The sequence below is a fragment of the Nesterenkonia aerolata genome, from assembly GCF_031470965.1.
In the GTDB taxonomy this organism is placed as follows: Bacteria; Actinomycetota; Actinomycetes; order Actinomycetales; family Micrococcaceae; genus Nesterenkonia; species Nesterenkonia aerolata.
The window spans coordinates 1-14,612 of record NZ_JAVKGR010000003.1; the positions used below are offsets into that span (position 1 = coordinate 1).

At 65.9% G+C, this 14,612-nt stretch carries 15 protein-coding genes and 1 pseudogene; 8 read left to right on the forward strand and 8 right to left on the reverse strand.

What is annotated here, in order from left to right:
* Window positions 1-123: 123 nt before the first annotated feature.
* From RIL96_RS04010 to RIL96_RS04025, 4 genes are all read left to right on the forward strand, one after another.
* On the forward strand, window positions 124-1,290 hold the full coding sequence (locus RIL96_RS04010; protein ID WP_310547723.1) for a glutathione-independent formaldehyde dehydrogenase: 1,167 nt from the start codon (window positions 124-126) through the stop codon (window positions 1,288-1,290).
* A 1-nt stretch (window position 1,291) separates the two neighbouring features.
* Window positions 1,292-1,861, forward strand: coding sequence for a type 1 glutamine amidotransferase domain-containing protein (locus tag RIL96_RS04015; protein ID WP_310547724.1), 570 nt, complete (start codon window positions 1,292-1,294; stop codon window positions 1,859-1,861).
* Window positions 1,858-2,160 carry a putative quinol monooxygenase gene (locus RIL96_RS04020; protein WP_260073655.1) on the forward strand — a complete coding sequence of 101 codons (303 nt, stop codon included), beginning with the start codon at window positions 1,858-1,860 and terminating at the stop codon, window positions 2,158-2,160. The genes RIL96_RS04015 and RIL96_RS04020 overlap by 4 nt, the downstream gene beginning before the upstream one ends.
* A gap of 143 nt (window positions 2,161-2,303) precedes the next feature.
* A complete protein-coding gene (locus RIL96_RS04025) occupies window positions 2,304-3,434 on the forward strand; it encodes an NAD(P)/FAD-dependent oxidoreductase (protein ID WP_310547725.1) in 1,131 nt (376 codons plus the stop codon).
* Here the strand turns inward: RIL96_RS04025 and RIL96_RS04030 are convergent.
* Both RIL96_RS04030 and RIL96_RS04035 read right to left on the reverse strand, forming a co-directional pair.
* A pseudogene (locus RIL96_RS04030) lies at window positions 3,431-3,981 on the reverse strand (DDE-type integrase/transposase/recombinase); the annotation flags it as partial. The gene RIL96_RS04025 and the pseudogene RIL96_RS04030 overlap by 4 nt on opposite strands.
* Window positions 3,982-4,036: 55 nt before the next feature.
* Window positions 4,037-4,744: a GntR family transcriptional regulator gene (locus RIL96_RS04035; protein WP_310547726.1), complete on the reverse strand. Its 708-nt coding sequence runs from the start codon at window positions 4,742-4,744 to the stop codon at window positions 4,037-4,039.
* Window positions 4,745-4,849: 105 nt separating this feature from the next.
* Here RIL96_RS04035 and RIL96_RS04040 point away from each other — a divergent pair, with 105 nt between their 5' ends.
* The gene (locus RIL96_RS04040; RefSeq protein ID WP_310547727.1) at window positions 4,850-6,028 is read left to right on the forward strand and encodes an NAD(P)/FAD-dependent oxidoreductase; all 1,179 of its coding nucleotides are present in this window, start codon (window positions 4,850-4,852) and stop codon (window positions 6,026-6,028) included.
* Between the two features lie 1,107 nt (window positions 6,029-7,135).
* Here RIL96_RS04040 and RIL96_RS04045 read toward each other — a convergent pair.
* From RIL96_RS04045 to tadA, 4 genes are all read right to left on the reverse strand, one after another.
* A complete protein-coding gene (locus RIL96_RS04045) occupies window positions 7,136-7,627 on the reverse strand; it encodes a GNAT family N-acetyltransferase (RefSeq protein ID WP_310547728.1) in 492 nt (163 codons plus the stop codon).
* A gap of 50 nt (window positions 7,628-7,677) precedes the next feature.
* Window positions 7,678-8,208, reverse strand: coding sequence for an adenine phosphoribosyltransferase (locus RIL96_RS04050; protein ID WP_310547729.1), 531 nt, complete (start codon window positions 8,206-8,208; stop codon window positions 7,678-7,680).
* 70 nt (window positions 8,209-8,278) lie between these two features.
* A complete protein-coding gene (locus tag RIL96_RS04055) occupies window positions 8,279-9,325 on the reverse strand; it encodes an NAD(P)-dependent alcohol dehydrogenase (protein WP_310547730.1) in 1,047 nt (348 codons plus the stop codon).
* A gap of 84 nt (window positions 9,326-9,409) precedes the next feature.
* Window positions 9,410-9,934, reverse strand: a complete 525-nt coding sequence (tadA, locus tag RIL96_RS04060) for a tRNA adenosine(34) deaminase TadA (RefSeq protein ID WP_310547731.1) — start codon at window positions 9,932-9,934, stop codon at window positions 9,410-9,412.
* Window positions 9,935-9,979: 45 nt separating this feature from the next.
* Here tadA and upp point away from each other — a divergent pair, with 45 nt between their 5' ends.
* The 3 genes from upp (at window position 9,980) to RIL96_RS04075 (ending at window position 12,214) form a co-directional block, all read left to right on the forward strand.
* Window positions 9,980-10,615, forward strand: a complete 636-nt coding sequence (gene upp / locus RIL96_RS04065; RefSeq protein WP_310547732.1) for a uracil phosphoribosyltransferase — start codon at window positions 9,980-9,982, stop codon at window positions 10,613-10,615.
* Window positions 10,616-10,821: 206 nt separating this feature from the next.
* On the forward strand, window positions 10,822-11,607 hold the full coding sequence (locus RIL96_RS04070; RefSeq protein ID WP_310547733.1) for a winged helix-turn-helix domain-containing protein: 786 nt from the start codon (window positions 10,822-10,824) through the stop codon (window positions 11,605-11,607).
* A gap of 97 nt (window positions 11,608-11,704) precedes the next feature.
* On the forward strand, window positions 11,705-12,214 hold the full coding sequence (locus RIL96_RS04075; protein ID WP_310547734.1) for a SixA phosphatase family protein: 510 nt from the start codon (window positions 11,705-11,707) through the stop codon (window positions 12,212-12,214).
* A 102-nt stretch (window positions 12,215-12,316) separates the two neighbouring features.
* Here the strand turns inward: RIL96_RS04075 and RIL96_RS04080 are convergent, their stop codons facing one another.
* Together RIL96_RS04080 and ptsP are read right to left on the reverse strand one after the other, a co-directional pair.
* Complete coding sequence (locus RIL96_RS04080) at window positions 12,317-12,589, reverse strand: HPr family phosphocarrier protein (RefSeq protein WP_310547735.1); 273 nt, start codon at window positions 12,587-12,589, stop codon at window positions 12,317-12,319.
* 125 nt (window positions 12,590-12,714) lie between these two features.
* A complete protein-coding gene (gene ptsP / locus RIL96_RS04085; RefSeq protein ID WP_310547736.1) occupies window positions 12,715-14,463 on the reverse strand; it encodes a phosphoenolpyruvate--protein phosphotransferase in 1,749 nt (582 codons plus the stop codon).
* Window positions 14,464-14,612 lie beyond the last annotated feature (149 nt).

The window sequence follows — 14,612 nt, forward strand, 5'->3', positions numbered from 1 at the left end:
GACATACTCCATTCTACCCCTGGACGGCCTAACTATTTACGAGACACGCCACTAGCGATGGGGTCGGCGTCGGAGAGGCCTTGCCAGAAAGACATCGAGCAACACAATCGGATCGGAGTAGACATGAAAGCAGTGGTGTACGAGGGACCCCGTCAGGTCAGCACGAAGGACGTCCCGGACGCGAAGATCGAGCGACCCACCGATGTCCTGGTCAGGGTAACGACGACGAACATCTGCGGCTCGGACCTCCACATGTACGAGGGGCGGACCTCCTTCGAAGTAGGCCGGACGTTCGGTCACGAGAACATGGGGGAGGTCATCGAAGTCGGTAGTGGCGTGGAGAAGGTCAGGGTCGGAGACCGGGTTGTGCTCCCGTTCAACATCTCGTGCGGATTCTGTAAGAACTGCGAACGCGGCCTGACCAACTACTGTCTCACCACCCAGCCCGAACCATCATTCGCCGGAGCGGCCTATGGGTTCGCCGACATGGGTCCCTATGGCGGTGGCCAAGCGGAGCTGCTCCGCGTGCCTTTCGGTGACCACAACGCGCTGCGCCTGGGCGAGGATGCGGAGGAGCGGGAGAACGATTACGTCATGCTCTCTGACATCTTCCCCACCGGCTACCACGCCACCGAGATGGCCGGCGTGATACCCGGCGACAGCGTTGTGATCGCTGGGGCGGGTCCGGTCGGATTGATGGCCGCCCTGTCCGCGATGATCAAGGGCGCAGCAAAGGTGATGGTGGTCGATCGCCACCCTGACCGGCTCGCGCTGGCCGAGCAGATCGGTGCGATTGCCATCGACGACTCCAAGGTCGACCCCGTGCAGGCTGTGCTGGACGAGACGATGGGGTTCGGAGCTGACCGTGGTTGCGAATGCGTGGGCTACCAGGCCCACGATCCCCAGGGCAACGAGGACACCGCCGCCACGCTGAACATGCTCATCAACGCGGTGCGCTTCACCGGAGGAATCGGCACCGTTGGCGTGTTCGTCCCCCAGGACCCGGGGGCCAAGAGCGAATTGGCCAAGCAGGGCAAGGCAGTCATCGACTTCGGCACACATTGGTTCAAGGGGCAGACCATGGGCAACGGTCAAGCCCCGGTCAAGCGGTACAACCGCCAGCTGCGAGACTTGATCGCGGCCGGCAAGGCGACCCCTTCCTGGATCGTCTCCCACGAAATCTCGTTGGACGAAGCCGCCGACGCCTACAAGAACTTCGACGCCAGGTCCAAGGGTTGGACCAAGGTCCTCATCAAGCCCGGCATGTCAAACGGAAAGAAGGAAAACTGAAATGGCAGCAGATCTGCAGGGCAGGAAAGTCGCGATCCTCGCCGCGGACGGAGTCGAACGCGTCGAGCTCGAGCAACCCCGCGAAGCACTGGAACGGGCAGGCGCTCAGACCGAGGTCCTCTCGATCCACGACGGCGAGATCAAGGCCCGTAAGAACGACCTGGATGAAGCGGGCACGTTCACCGTCGACGGGTTGGTCGCCGACGCCTCGGTGGGCGACTACGACGCCCTGCTGCTTCCCGGCGGCACGGTGAACCCCGACCAGCTCCGGGTCGACAAGGACGCCGTTTCCTTCGTCCGCGACTTCGTCGAGAGTGGCAAGCCCGTGGCGGCGATCTGTCACGGGCCTTGGACGTTGATCGAGGCCGGCGTGGCCACCGGTCGCACCCTGACGTCCTTCCCGAGCATCCGCACGGATCTGCGCAATGCCGGCGCGAATGTCGTCGACCAGGAGGTCGTGGTCGACAAGAATCTCATCACCAGCCGCTCGCCGGAGGACCTGCCGGCGTTTTCCGAGGCGATCGTGTCCCAACTCGCGGGCACCACAACAAAGGAAGAGGAGACATCATGAGTGTGACCAAGGGATTGCTGGTCAGGTTTGACGCGTTGCCCGGCAAGGAGGACGACGTGAAGGAGTTCCTTGACAGCGGCCGTGCGCTTGTTGAGGAAGAGCCGGCGACCACCGCGTGGTTCGCGATCCGTCTCGGCCCGTCCTCATTCGGGATCTTCGACGTGTTCCCCGATGATGCCGGCCGCGACGCGCACCTGTCCGGCGCAGTCGCTGCCGCTCTCGGCGAGCAGACGGGCAAACTGTTCAGCGAGCCTACGATCGAGAAATTGGACGTCCTGGGCTCCAAACTCCCCGCCTGACACCACAGACCGGGAGTACTGGCCCAGAGAAAGGAGGGGTCGCTGCGCGCGGTGACTTCGGGCTTACGCAGCCCGCTGACGTCGTGGCAGCGGCCCCTTCTCTTGCGGCCTATCGCTAATCACCAACAGATCGGGGAACCGCGATGACAGGAACTGACGACGGCGTTGCCACGACGCGTTCACCCGAGGTAGCAGTGATCGGGGGCGGGATCGTCGGTCTGTCGACGGCGTACGCGCTACGAGAGCAGGGCGTGCCGGTGCGCTTGTACGAGGCAGGTCTGCCCGGGACGGGTCAGTCCGCAGGCGAGGCGCGGATCTTCCGGCATGCCCACGACGACCCGCGACTCGTCGCTTTCGCGCGCGAAAGCCGCGGCGTATGGGATGAGTGGGCCGAACACTTCGACGTCGAGCTGGTCTCATCAGACGGTGTCCTGGCGATCGGGGACAGCGCCCTGGCGCGGCTGCGGGTGCTCGACCAGGTCGGCGGCGTGGAAGCGCACGAGATCGACGCGGCCGAGGTCGCCCAGCGGATGCCGCTGCTCGCTGGGTACTCGGGTCCAGCGGTGCTCGACGAGTCGGGCGGCGCGATCCGCACCCGAGCCGCGATCACGGCACTCACGGGCGCCCTCGCAGATGCGGTCACCACCGGTGAGGTCATCTCCATCGATCCCCGCGCCGACGGGACGGTCGAGGTGCGCAGCGTCACCGACCGGGCTGTCTACTCCAGGGTGGTCGTGTGCGCCGGCCGCGAAACCGCCCGCCTGGCTCGCAGCGTCGGCCTGTCGCTGCCGGTTCGCCTTGCCGCACACGTCAGGCTGACCTTCGACGTGAAAGCCGCCGCCCCGGAACGAGTCGCGTGCCTGCAGGACAGCAGCGGCGTTTTCGGCGAAGTCGGCGTCTACGCGACGCCGCTACCGGGCAACAGCAGCTATTCGGTCGGACTCAGCGACACCGTCGGCGTCCGCGACGACGGAACTTTCATCGACCCGGCGGCGATTCGATCGCTGGACGAACGCGCACGCGAATATGTGACACGGGCGCTGCCCGGTCTCCACCCAGAGCCGCGCGACTTCCTTCACTGCTGGGTGACCGACCTCCCGTGGAGTGAGGACAGCGTGGCCGTGTGGGAGGCAGGCTCTGTCCTTTTTGTGGCCGGTCACAATTTGTTCAAGCAGGCACCTGCGCTGGGTCGCGCTCTTGCCCGGGCTGCGACCGGCGGCGGTCTCCGCGCCGAGCTCACGCCCGAAGCGCGCCTCGGCGAGGCCCAGAGCTAGGTGTGATGTCCGGGGACGTTGTTGAGTCTGTTGATGGGCGCGCCGCCGATCGCGGAGTGGTGCCGGTGATGATTGTAGAAGTGCAGCCAGCCCGGTAGCGCGTCGCGCCGCGTGCCCTCGGACTCATAGAACCGGGCGTAAGCCCAACCGTCCGCGAGGGTGCGGTGGAAACGCTCGATCTTCCCGTTCGTCTGCGGCCGATACGGTCGCGTCCGTTTGTGCGTGATGCCGAGCCTCGCGCAGGCATCACGCCAGGCGAAGGACTTGTAAGCAGAACCATTGTCGGACAGCACCCGTTCGACGGTCCGCCGTGCTCCGAGAACCAGGCGACAGCGCGCTCAAGCACTCCGATCGCGGTGACAGCGTTCTCGTCCGCGTGAATCTCGGGGTAGGAGACGCGGGAGTTGTCATCGATGACCGTGTGAACGTAGCTGGTGCCGAGATTCGGTTCGTAGCCTCGACGCTTGCCCGTGCGCTTCGCCGTCGCTTCCCGGTTCCGGTCGCCTTGCTGCTTGCCGACGTAGCGCCAGCCCCCGCCGTCGGGAATGGGGGCTGATGCAGGAACTGGTGACAGGTTCGGTTTCCTGTTCAGGCCGCTAGTGTCAGCGTGCAATTTCGTTTACCTCCAAGGTCAAGTGCTGGGGGTGGATATCCATCTGGAGTGCTTCGAGCGGACGGTCGAAGGATGTGTAGAGAGTCCGGAATTGCCGGATGACTGGTATCGCAGGGTCAAGCTCGAGGACAGCCGCGTCCTCGGAGGGCAGAATCTCTGCGGTGAGTTGGGTGTGAGCTCTCTGAAGCTTCATGCCCAGGGAGTTGTAGTAAGGAATCGTTGCCATAGCGGCCAGGTCCTGCTCCAGAACCTCGGGGACTATGGTCAGGTCAATCGCGGCCCGTTCGAGCACGATGGGACGGCCCGAGGTGTGGACCTTAACGCGCGTGAGGAGGGCGATCGGGGTATCGCCAGGGAAGATCGGGGTTACCCAGGGGATCGACGATGCTGAGCACACGCGGGTTCGGAGAACCTTGTGGTCTCCGTGTTCTTCGGGCTGGTCCCGGTCCAGGCGCAGAAAGTCCATGAGCGGAGAGTGAATTCTGGCAGAGGAGATGAATGTCCCTGCGCCGCCTCGACGCACGACCACGCCGGCTTGCTCGAGGGTGCGCATCGCCTGCTGTACCGGAGCCCGACTGACGCCGAACCGTTCCATGAGCTGTTTCTCTGTGGGGATGCGTTGACCTTCAACGAAGTCGCCGCTACGAATCCGTTCGACTACCCAGTCACGGATGAGGGTGTGCTTAGGTCGCTTCATGCTGTGATGCTAGTCACTATGAAGGTTATGATGCAATAGTAAAGGTCATAACGTTCAACGAAGTGTGTTCTAGACAGGCGGGGCTTTCGTTGCTCGCGAGGTGACATGGTTGAGTCGAAGGGAGTGCGTGTGATGCGAATCGGTGTGATCGGCGCGGGAGTTCTAGGGTTGACTGCGGCTTGGGAAGCTTCTCAACGTGGTCACGAAGTTGCCGTCCTCGACAAAGACTCCCCATTCGCCGGGGCAAGCCACCGCTCGTTCGCGTGGATCAATGCGAACAACAAGCTCCCGGCCTCTTACCAGAAACTCAACGCCCTTGGGGTAGCAGAACATCGCCGATTCGAGCGAGAGCTCCCCTCCGAGGCGCAGTGGTTGAATCTGTGTGGGAACATCCTGGTGGACTTTTCCTCGGACGGTGCGCGGACTGTCGAAGCGCGACTGAACGACGCTGAGAAGTACGACTATTCCGTGGAGCAGGTGAACCGTGCGCGGCTCGCGGTCATGGAGCCCGCTGTCGATTGGCCTGACTCGGTGGCCACGGGGTTGTTCTACCCAGATGAGGGCTACGTCGATACCGACATCTTGAACGAGCAGCTGGTCACGGCTCTGCGGCGTGCAGGAGTGCCGATCATGCGACGTGAGGTACTGGAATTTGCGAGTACTGGCACTGGAGCGACGATCCGCACGGACGATGGGTGGGAAACCTTCGATCGGGTCCTTTTGGCCGCAGGGGCCGATTCGATGCGACTTGCTCAGGACTCGGATTACACGGTGCCAATGGCTGACCTGACTCGGCCCAGCGCGCGAACGCACAGTTTCCTGGGGCTGAGCGAGCCGACGGACCTGGGGCTCAGGCATATCGTCGTCTCGGACCGCATCAATGTGCGACCCCGTCACGACGGACGCATGTGGGTGCAAGTGCCCCATGTGGAAAACCGTGCAGAAGAAGGCGCGTCTCCCGAAGTCATTGCTGAAGTGACTGACACTATGGAGCAGGAATTGGCGGAGCTGTTCGGTCGGCCGGTTTCCGTCGATGAGGTCATCCTCAGCGGTCGGAGCTTCCCCAAAGACGGCCTATCCATTATCGGACATCTTGATGATGAACAGCATGTTTACTGCACAGTCACCCACAGTGGCATGACTCTCGGACCCCTATTTGGAAGGTTAGCTGTCGACGAAATCGAAGGTGGCTCCCACGATGCCCTTCTGGCAGATTTCCGTCCGTCTCGATTCGCTGCTGGCGTGAGTGTCGCTGGTGACGAGTACTTCATTGGCAAACAGTAGGCTCCTGGCGTCGACTTCGGTAGCCTGGTCAAGGAGAAGGACTAATGTCGTCCATTCAGTGGCTCCAGCGGCGCTGTAGGCACAGACCCGCAGTTCTTGAGGGGCCAGCACCGATGCACGGATAGGTGAGACCTTCACCTGACCGTGCGGTAGTCCCTGGCGCCTAGAACAGTCATCTGCATGCCCTTGAGCCTAGGTGACCACGTCACCCAAGGGATGGCTACGGCCAGCTCGTCCTGTTGTCGGTGATTCGCGAACTGGAGGAGCGGGGCTCTTGACCTTGTGGCAATCCTTGCGGCCAGCCGGGCAAGAACGCCGCACTACGGGGCGCGGCATTCGTACCTGAACCAGACTCAGTTCGCTGTGGCGCACGGGCTTTGTGCCCAGAACATCGACGCGTGACACCCCGTGCGACTGAAACTGCCGCTGCGACAGCTCCGGCCATAGGAGTGAGCGCGCGATATGCCCTGGACCCCAGGGGTGTCGCACTGGTCCTGATCCATCGAAGGGGTTGAATCGATTCTCGCGCAGCCGTTGCTCCTCGAAGCGGAACGAAGCCCAGGACGCTTCACTGACGGGCCTGGCGCTGGCTGTGTTGGTGCTGGTTATTCACTTGGTAGTTTTCTGACGACACCTTTGGGGGATCCGGCGAGGCGGCGTCGGTGAGTTGACACACCAACGGGGTTCTTGAATGTGCTCATCACGATTGAGGCCATCGGCTCCTCTGACGCACGGCTCTCCGGAGTGCGTCAGGCAGCTGACTGTCGGGGCGTCGAATCGTTGCCGACGTCAGCACGTAAACGGTGATGACGGGGAGACAAGGGATGAGATCGACGCGGAGGTGATGGCTCGGTCTGTTCTCGGTATCGAGGCTGGCCGACTCTGTGATCCGCGTAAGGACCGGGGAGTTCGCGCCCGCATTGCGGGTACTGATCAGCGCCGCGAGCCGTTCAATGCCGACCGCACTCTGTCGAATAATGCCCTGACTGTGATGCGCGATCCCACCGTCACCGCCGTTGTCCTGTATCGGGACCTGAAGGAACGCCTCCGAGCCCCGGTTCGGAGGCGTTTCCTGTCGGTACGGATATGCGGATGATCGCCGCGTTCTCAGGGAAGGTCGTCGACGGCTCGGCTCACTGCCCGGCGCATTGCGATACGCGGACGAGCCGTGAGCCCCAGTGAGGCCTCGTACTTCACCTGTGCGGCGAGTTCCGGTCCCTGCTCGTCCGGGGCCACCTCTGCGAACCCTAACCGTCGGTAATAGGGCCCGTTCCAGGGAATCTCGGAGAACGTCGTCAGCGTCAGCGCTCGCAGCCCATGCTCATGAGCCCAAGCTTCTGAGCAGTCGATAAGTGCGGCCCCGATCCGCTGTCCTGCCGCCCGCGGATGCACGGTCACCTGCTCGATATGCGCCGCATCATCCTTCACCTCGAGCAGGAGGTAGCCCACGACGTCGCCGTCGGACTCCCACACATAGGCCGTCCCCGCCTCCACATGCGCCCGGAACGAGGCCGCATCGACCGGCTCATCCTCGGTGATGCGCACCAGATCATAGGCCAAGAACATCTCCGCCGCCGCCCGCTCCACGGCGCACACCATCGAGTGATCGTCAACCTCTGCCGGACGGACGAACCCCGCCGGCTGAGGCCTCACGAGAGTGCTGCGGTGAAGACCGAATGCACGTGATCCCCCACGGTCTCACGGCCGCCGAGCCCGTCGAGTTCCAGGATCACCGTGGTGCCGACCAGCTCACCGCCGAGCTCACGGACCAGCTGCTGCGACGCCGCCAACGTGCCACCGGTGGCGAGAATGTCATCGACGACCAACACCCGCGCACCCGGGAACAGCACCCCCGGCGCCTCGATGCGTGCCGATCCGTACTCCAGCGTGTATTCGATGGATGCCGCCGGATCCGGGAGCTTCCCCGCCTTGCGGATGGGCAGCACGCCGGTGCCTGCCAGCGAGGCGATCGTCCCGGCCAGCAGAAAGCCGCGCGCTTCCACGCCCGCCACGATGTCGAAGCCGCCGGCGAACGGCCGATACATCGCATCCGTCACGGCACGCAGGGAGGTGCCGTCGGCCAGCAGCGGGGTGATATCGCGGAACACCACACCGGGCTCAGGGTAGTCAGGGTGGCGGGTGATCTGGGACTCAGCGCGGGTCAGGTCATCGGAGAGCACGCCGTCACTGTAGCAAGGAGTCACCGGGATGCTCCGGTGGCAAGCCCGGGGCCCTGCTTCGCGGAACCGGTCAGGGGACGACGACGGCGCGGCCGCGCAGCTCGCCGTCGTGCAGCTGACGGTAGGCCTCCGGACCGTCGTCGAGGCTGAATACGGTGGTGTCCACGTGGACCTGCCCCGTGCGGGCCAGATCCAGCACCTCCATCAGTTCCGGGCGAGTGCCCCAGTACGGTGCGCGAGCACGCGAACCCCACGGCTGAGCCAGCAGACCTAGGCTGCTCTTCACCGCACCGGCACCGACCATCACCACATCGGTCTCGAACCCGGCCATCGACCAGGCCATATCCGCCACCGGCTGATTCGAGACGAAGTCGAAGATCGCCGCCAACGGACGGGAGCCGGCGATCTGCGCCACCTGCTCGGGGGCCTGCGCATCCGAACGGAAGGCATAGTGCGCCCCGCTCTCCTTGGCGAATGCGAGCTTCTCATCAGAGATATCCAGCGCGATCACAGTGGCCGGGGTCAGCGCGCGCAGCAGCTGCAGCGCCACATGCCCCAGGCCGCCCACACCGATGACGACGACCACGCTGCCCGGGCCCAACCGGCCCAGAGACCCCTTGACCGCGTGGTAGGGCGTGAGCCCGGCATCGGTGAGCCCGACGGCGGCCACAGGGTCCAGCTCGCCCAGCGGGATGAGCACCCGCGGGTCACGCACCACCATGTACTCAGCCATCGCGCCGTCGCAGCCCAGTCCTGGAGGGGTGATGCCTAACGAGGCGGCGTGCGGGCAGTAGTTCTCGCGGCCCTGGGTGCAGGAGTAGCACCGGCCGCAGCCCTGGGGTCCATAGACGGCCACGGCGTCGCCTTCGGCCACGGTGGTCACCCCGGCGCCGAGAGCATCGACGACGCCGACGCCTTCATGGCCCAGCGTCATCGGCAGCGGGTACCCGAACTGGCCGTACTGCTCCTCGGTCAGGCTCATCACGAAGGAATCGGAGTGGCAGGCTCCCGCCGCGGTGACGCGCAGGCGAACCTCTCCCGGGCCGGGCTCAGGGATCGGTACCTCACGCACCTCAGGGGCCTTGCCGACCTCTACGTACTGCAGCGCCTTCATCATCGTGATCTCCTTATGGTCCGGGAGCGTCGTCGGTCCACCGTCAGACTCTCACGGGCAGGTGAATACCGGAAGACGCAGAAGCGTTCAATGGCGGTGGCCCGCGAAATACTCACCCAACTGGGCCGCGCACTCCGCGGCGAGCACGCCCGGGTGCACCTCCACCCAGTGGTTGAGCCGCGGCTCGCGCAGCACGTCGAACACCGAGCCCGCCGCCCCGGCCTTCTCATCCCAGGCGCCGAAGATCACCGTGCGCACCCGCGTCTGCACGATGGCTCCGGCGCACATCGGGCAGGGCTCGAGGGTGACAGCCAGCGTGCAGTCCTCCATCCTCCAGGAGCCGGTGGCGCGGGCTGCCCGCTGCAGGGCGATGATCTCCGCGTGGCCGGCCGGGTCGGCCTCAGCCTCCCGAGTGTTGAAGCCCTCGGCCAGGACAGCACCGTCCGGGCCGAGGATGAGCGCGCCGACGGGAACATCGCCGGCCTCGGCGGCCTGCTCGGCCAGCTCCATGCACCGGCTGATGAGGCGGCGCTGGACGCCGTCGTCGCGGGGATCCCAGGCGTGGTCATCCCAGGTGCGATCATCCCAGGTGGGATCGGGGGAGCGGTCCATCACCGCCCAGCCTAGCGGCCCTCTCGCTGCTGGTACTTTGGAGCCATGCGCGTACAGGTCGTCGAACACCCATTGATCGCTCATAAGCTCACCCAGCTGCGCCGGGTGGAGACGAGCTCGAATCACTTCCGCCAGCTCACCGGCGAGCTGGTCACGCTGCTCTCCTACGAAGCCAGTGCGACGATCGCCACTGAGCGGGTGCGGATATCCACACCGGTCACTGAGACCGAGGGCACCCAGCTTGCGGGCCCCACGCCGCTGGTCGTGCCGATTCTGCGGGCCGGTCTGGGGATGCTCGAGGGTATGACGGCGATGATCCCCACCGCTGAAGTGGGTTTCCTGGGGATGGCGCGCAACGAGGAGACCCTGGACATCATCACCTACGCCGAGCGGCTGCCGGAGGACCTGACCGGCCGTCACGTCTTCGTGCTGGACCCGATGCTCGCCACCGGAGGCACTCTGGCCGAATCGATCCGCTTTCTGACTCAGCGCAATGCCGCACGGGTCAGCTGCATCTGCCTGCTGGCCGCCCCCGAGGGTATCGAGCGCTTAGAGCGGGAGATCGGTGACATCGACGTCGAGCTCTTCCTCGGCGCGATCGATGAGGGGCTCGACGAGAACTCCTATATCGTGCCCGGCCTCGGTGACGCCGGTGACCGCCTCTACGGACTGGCGGAGTGATCCGCTGAGTCCGCCGCGGGGCCTGTGCTTATACACGCCCGATATGTGGAACTTGTCACAAACCCGGGGTTTGTCTCATTATATGGAATGCAGGCTCTAATATTTCTTGCAAATCTCGAATGTGACGGCGACTCTGGGAGATGCAGCGCTGAGACGGCCCCGAGACGTCCCAGCCGAACGCCTCTTGTCGAACAGAACCGAGTGATATGTCCGCTCATCAGGAACAGGCCGGTGGCCCCGGGTACGTGCATATCTCGGTGCGCAACGCCGCGCGCCGAGCAGAGCTCGCCCGGCGTGCACGCAGCACCCCGGACCGCGGCCGCACACGCGGCTCCGACGCCCCCGTGCCGGTGATGGCTCATCACGGAGGGGGTCCCCAGATGGTCCAGCCTGATGTCATCGCCCGCGGATTCGTGGTCTACGTCGGTCTCGACGAGGACGCCGCCTCCGCCGCCGGAACCTCCCTGCACAAGATCGCCTCCGAGCTCCGCGACTATGTCGAGACGCTCTCCGGCGACGCGCAGGTCCACATCGCCATGGCGATGGCCTCTGCGGCAGCCGAGGGCGGGGACCTCGACGTCGTGCGTCAGGCACTCGGAGACCCCACGGTCACCCAGCGCGCCGCCGAACCCGTCGCGGTGGCCGCGCCCCAGGCCCCGAGCAGCGTCGGAGTGCTGATCGATCTCTCCCGCCGGGAGGTCAAGCTCGACGGAGAGCCGCTGAGCCTCACCTATAAGGAGTTCGAGCTGCTGAACTACCTGGTGGAGAACGGCACCCGGACCGTCGGCCGCGAGGAGCTGCTGCACACGCTCTGGCGCAATACCGAACCGGAGCAGATGCCCAATGAGCGCACCATCGACGTCCACGTCCGTCGGCTGCGCTCCAAGCTGGGCCGGCTGGCTAATACGGTGCGCACAGTGCGTGGGCAGGGGTACCGGTTCTACGAGCACCCTGAGGTCGTGGTGTGGGCTGCGCCCGAATACAGCATCTGAGCGGCATCACGTGAACTGCACGTTCTCCATCTGCCCCGGCTGAGCTGCGTGGCCCTGTATCTGCCGGGCATCTCCGCACGGCCGATACCCTGGGAACATGACGGATTCCGCTGAACTGCTCATCCTGCGTCATGCCCAGGCCGGGCACACCTTCGACGGCGACGACGCCGCCCGCACACTGACTGAGCACGGTGCCGCGCAGGCCCGAGAGGTTGGCCGAGCCCTGGCGGCCAGCGGATTTCACGCTGACCATATCCTCTGCTCCGACGCGATGCGGACCCGGCAGACGGCGGTCTGGGTGTGCCATGAACTCGGTGAGGACGCCTCCACTCCCTACCTGGATTCGCGGCTGTACCTGGCCGACCCCTCGACCATGCTCTCGGTGATCAACGAGACACCGGAGACGGTGCGCACACTGCTCGTCGTCGCTCATATGCCGGGTGTCCAGGAGCTGTGCATGCGCCTGGCCTCGGTGGATTCGGCGGAGCAGCCGGTGCTGCAGATGGCGGGCTCATTCCCCACGGCGGGGCTGGCGCGTTTCGCCGTCGGGGGCCCGTGGGCGCAGCTGGACGGCCGTGACGCCAGGCTCACCGAGTTCTGGAGCTGAACCAACCCCCTCCACCGCACAAAAATCCGGACTGTTTCGGGAATCCGTGCCTTATAGCAGTCGGATTCCCGAAACAGTCCGGATAAACGTGTGTGGGTGGGGTCAGTCGTCCTGTTCGGTCTCCAGGATCTCCACCAGCTTGTCCAGCGAGGCCTCGGCACCCTCGCCCTCAGCGGTGAGCACCACCTTCTCGCCGTATTCGGCGCCGATGCCCATCAGGCCCAGGATGCTTCCAGCCTCGAACTTCTCCTCCGGAGAGTCAGCCTTCGCGATGCTGACCTCCACCGGCTGCTCACCGGCGGCCTCTGCGAAGACTGCCGCCGGACGGGCGTGCAGCCCAGCCTTCGAGCCGATCGTCGCGGTCCTCTCTGCCATGACAGATGCTCCTTCTGGACGGGGTCGGGATGCTCGTCTCTGCGGTAGAGTCTACGGCCTTTCGCGGCACAGCGGTGGGGCGAGACGCCCCGGCGTCATCCGCACACCTCCGAGCGGGCCGCGCCTCAGCCCAGGCCCAGCTCAGCCAGCACCTCAAGACGCTCGACGACGGCGGCCCGCGCCTCAGCCGCCGAGCGTGCAGCCACCGCCACTGCGGCCAGCTCCTGGGTCTGCTCCTTGGTCAGCGAACGCAGCACTGCGGCCACATCAGCCAGCGAGGCCGGGCTCATGGATAGGGAGGTCACCCCCAGCCCGATCAGCACCGGCGCCAGCACCGGGTCACCGGCGGCCTCGCCGCAGACACCGACCGGACCGGCGGACCGCTGGCACGTGGCGCCGATGAGTTCCAGGACCGCCGGCTGCCAGGTGTCATTGAGCTCAGCCAGCGAACCCAGCATCCGGTCCGAGGCCATCGTGTACTGGGTCAGATCATTGGTGCCGATGGAGACGAAGTCCACCTCCGCGGTGATCCGGTCGGCAGCCAGCGCCGCGGCCGGCACCTCGACCATCACTCCCGGCGTGGCGAGCCCGGCCTCTTCGGCCAGCTGCCGGAAGGCCGCGGCCTCATCCGCGGTGGAGATCATCGGCGCCATCACCCAGACCTCGACGTCGGGCACTGCCGCGGCAGCCTCCGCGGCGGCGGCCAGCTGCCGGGCCAGCACCCCCGGGGCGGTGCGGTTGGTGCGGAAGCCGCGCACACCGAGTGCGGGGTTCGGTTCCTCGGTGTCGGTGAGGAAAGGCAGGGGCTTATCGGCTCCGGCGTCGAGGGTGCGCAGCACCACCTTCGGCGCGGAACTGCCCTCACCGCCGTTGACCTGACCGGCGGCGGACTCCTCAGCGCCGCCTCTGGAGAACGCCTCGAAGACCTCCCGGTAGGCCGCCACCTGCTCCTCATGCCCGGGTTCGGCGTCGCGGTCGAAGAACAGGAACTCCGTGCGGAACAGCCCCACCCCCTGGGCCAGCTGCTCCGCCGCGGCCCGGGCATCAGCACCGTTGCCCACATTGGCGCGCAGCGGCACCGCCGTGCCGTCGGCCAGGCGACCCTCGCCGTCGAAGGCGGCGATCTGGGCCCGCCGTGCGGCATAGGCGTCGACTTCGGCGCGCAGCTCTTCGGTCACCGCCGTGTCCACCCGCCCGGCGCCGCCGTCGACGTGGACCTCCGTGCCGTCAGGGATGTCCAGCACACCGCGGGCGGCCACCACAGCCGGGAGGTTCAAAGAGCGGGCGATGATCGCGGTATGCGACTGCGGGCCGCCCTCGGCGGTGACCAGGGCGAGGACCCGCGCCGGGTCCAATGTGGCCGTGTCTGCCGGGGCCAGATCCTCGGCCAGCAGTATGAAGGGCTGGTCACTGTGGGGGATGCCCGGCGCAGTGGCCCCGCGGAGCTCGGCGATGACCCGATCACGCACGTCACGGACGTCGCGCTGCCGCTCGGCCATCTTCCCGCCGAGCTTGGCGAACATCGCGGTGACCTCCTCGGCCGCGTCCCAGAAGGCCCGCTCGGTGTTCGCCCCCTCGGCCAGATGCTTCTTCGCGCCCTTGAGCAGCATCGAGTCCGTGGCCATCATCGCGGTGGCCTCCAGCACGCCGGCCGCGTCACCCTCGGCCTCGGCGGCGCGAGCCTTCAGCGAGGACGCCACGGCCGCCGTCGCTGCCGCGATCGTCTCACCGGCCTGCTCCGCGCTGACCTCCGGGTCACGGGGGGTCTGAGCGGGAGTGGATAGAGGTTCGGGCATCGAGAGGACCGGCCCGACGGCGCGTCCGGGGCAGACGCCGACGCCGGAGTACTGGGTCGTCAGCTCGGGGGTGCTCATAGCAGAGGGCTCCTCTTCGGCACGGGGTGTCGGTACTCAGGTTCAGCACAGGGATCGACGGAGGGGTCATCCCGGATTCCCCGGAGACCGTGAGTGTGACCAGAATCTATCACCGCTGGGTCGCCGAGGTGGAAGGGATTCGAGGGAAG

Bases quoted from the DNA above. Each gene is read 5' to 3' on its own strand.
- tadA (WP_310547731.1), bottom strand. From the start codon at position 9,934: ATGGACCGCTCCCCCGATCCCACCTGGGATGATCGCACCTGGGATGAC.
- upp (WP_310547732.1), top strand. From the start codon at position 9,980: ATGCGCGTACAGGTCGTCGAACACCCATTGATCGCTCATAAGCTCACC.
- RIL96_RS04020 (WP_260073655.1), top strand. From the start codon at position 1,858: ATGAGTGTGACCAAGGGATTGCTGGTCAGGTTTGACGCGTTGCCCGGC.
- RIL96_RS04025 (WP_310547725.1), top strand. From the start codon at position 2,304: ATGACAGGAACTGACGACGGCGTTGCCACGACGCGTTCACCCGAGGTA.
- RIL96_RS04010 (WP_310547723.1), top strand. From the start codon at position 124: ATGAAAGCAGTGGTGTACGAGGGACCCCGTCAGGTCAGCACGAAGGAC.
- ptsP (WP_310547736.1), bottom strand. From the start codon at position 14,463: ATGAGCACCCCCGAGCTGACGACCCAGTACTCCGGCGTCGGCGTCTGC.
- RIL96_RS04045 (WP_310547728.1), bottom strand. From the start codon at position 7,627: ATGGTGTGCGCCGTGGAGCGGGCGGCGGCGGAGATGTTCTTGGCCTAT.
- RIL96_RS04075 (WP_310547734.1), top strand. From the start codon at position 11,705: ATGACGGATTCCGCTGAACTGCTCATCCTGCGTCATGCCCAGGCCGGG.
- RIL96_RS04040 (WP_310547727.1), top strand. From the start codon at position 4,850: ATGGTTGAGTCGAAGGGAGTGCGTGTGATGCGAATCGGTGTGATCGGC.
- RIL96_RS04080 (WP_310547735.1), bottom strand. From the start codon at position 12,589: ATGGCAGAGAGGACCGCGACGATCGGCTCGAAGGCTGGGCTGCACGCC.
- RIL96_RS04015 (WP_310547724.1), top strand. From the start codon at position 1,292: ATGGCAGCAGATCTGCAGGGCAGGAAAGTCGCGATCCTCGCCGCGGAC.
- RIL96_RS04035 (WP_310547726.1), bottom strand. From the start codon at position 4,744: ATGAAGCGACCTAAGCACACCCTCATCCGTGACTGGGTAGTCGAACGG.
- RIL96_RS04055 (WP_310547730.1), bottom strand. From the start codon at position 9,325: ATGATGAAGGCGCTGCAGTACGTAGAGGTCGGCAAGGCCCCTGAGGTG.
- RIL96_RS04070 (WP_310547733.1), top strand. From the start codon at position 10,822: ATGTCCGCTCATCAGGAACAGGCCGGTGGCCCCGGGTACGTGCATATC.